Annotated in this window: 2 protein-coding genes; both read left to right on the top strand. The window is 25.2% G+C overall.

Annotated elements, in window-relative coordinates; genetic code table 11:
• A partial coding sequence (locus X274_RS10310) for an ABC transporter permease (protein WP_231580411.1) occupies positions 1-710 on the top strand: 710 nt, incomplete at its 5' end.
• Between the two features lie 49 nt (positions 711-759).
• Positions 760-1,365, top strand: coding sequence for a hypothetical protein (locus X274_RS10305; RefSeq protein WP_052913297.1), 606 nt, complete (start codon positions 760-762; stop codon positions 1,363-1,365).
• The last annotated feature ends 106 nt before the right edge of the window (positions 1,366-1,471 follow it).

The following is a 1,471-nucleotide window of genomic DNA, read 5'->3' as shown; positions in this document are numbered from 1 at the left end:
GTATGAAGGATATAATGTATCTTATAAAAAAAGACTGGCTGATAAGAAAAAAATATAAATTTGTATGGATAAATATGACATTAACTCCATTTTTTATGATAGGGCCATATATTTTTACATCAAAATTATTTGGAAAAGTAAATTTTTCAGAAAGTATATTAATAGGAACGCTATTGTGGTACTGGTTAAATCAATATTTTTGGGGAGTAGGTGATGGATTTGGAGAAGAAAGATCCGAAGGAACTTTAATTTCCATAATAATATCCCCTGTTTCATCTTTAAAATTTCTCTTTTCCAAAGGAATTGATACATTTTTAACTAATATTTATATTACTTTATTTACCCTTATTTTCTTTGCGCTTTCTGGAATAACAACAAAATTTAGCTTATGGATATTTGTTCTTTTATCTATAAGTGGATTATATATAACGTTTTTTTCCATATTTTTTGCAGCATTAGCATTATGGAAAAAGAAAATAGGTAGTATTAATTATACACTTCAGTATTTTATAGGGCTTCTTTCTGGAATGACCAGTCCTGTAAATTACTATCCTATATATATAAAAGCAATATCATATATAATCCCACTAACTTACTTAATATCTATAGGAAGAAATATAATTCAAACTGGAAGTATTGATAATAAAAATTTATATATGCTCCTAATATTAACGGTAATAAGTTTTTTATATCTTGTTATAGGAAAATAATGTTAAAAAAAGTGGAAAACTATACACGGAAAAAAGGCGAGTGGGAAACATGGTAAACAGTCTATATCTCGCAAAAGCAAATTTTTTAACAGCAAAAAAATATAAAATAGACTGGTATGGAGCATTTTTCACACCATTATTGACTATATTACCAGTATTTTTGCTTTTTTATTTTGGGGAAAAAAGTGGATTGGTTCAATTTTTTTATGGAAATACAAATACTAAAAATATATTTGGGTACATTTTAATTGGAGCAGCATATTGGAATTATATTGAAGTGTTATGGGGTGTTATATTTACATTAAGGCATTATATGAGAATAGGTCAGTTAGAAGAAATATTTTTAATGCCAATTAATCCTTTTGGATATATTTTTGGATGGTCAGTATTAGGTATATTAAAAGTTACTTTAGAATCAATTCCAATAATAATATTATCTATTTTATTTAATTTAACAACACTTAATTTTATGAATTTTATAGTATCAGTAGGTGTATTCGTTATATCAATGTTAGCATCATTTGGTTTTGTATTTTTCTTTTTTGGTATTACATTACTATTTAAAGATGGTGATGAATTAGTAAGTTTAATAGGAAATGCAGCACCATTATTAGGAGGTATGTTTTTTCCAATAACTGTTTTACCAAATTTTTAAAAAATTTTTTCTTATCTTTTCCCATTTAGTTGGGGATTAGACTTAATGAGACATTTATTAATGAATACAAATACAATTTTAGAGATTAATTCAGAATATATAATAT

It is taken from the genome of Marinitoga sp. 1155 (assembly GCF_001021175.1).
GTDB lineage: Bacteria > Thermotogota > Thermotogae > Petrotogales > Petrotogaceae > Marinitoga.
The sequence above is the reverse complement of the archived record's forward strand: the minus strand, read 5'-3'. Positions and strand labels throughout refer to the sequence as shown.

Excerpts from the sequence above, each read along its gene's own strand:
- X274_RS10305 (WP_052913297.1), top strand. The coding sequence starts at position 760 with ATGGTAAACAGTCTATATCTCGCAAAAGCAAATTTTTTAACAGCAAAA.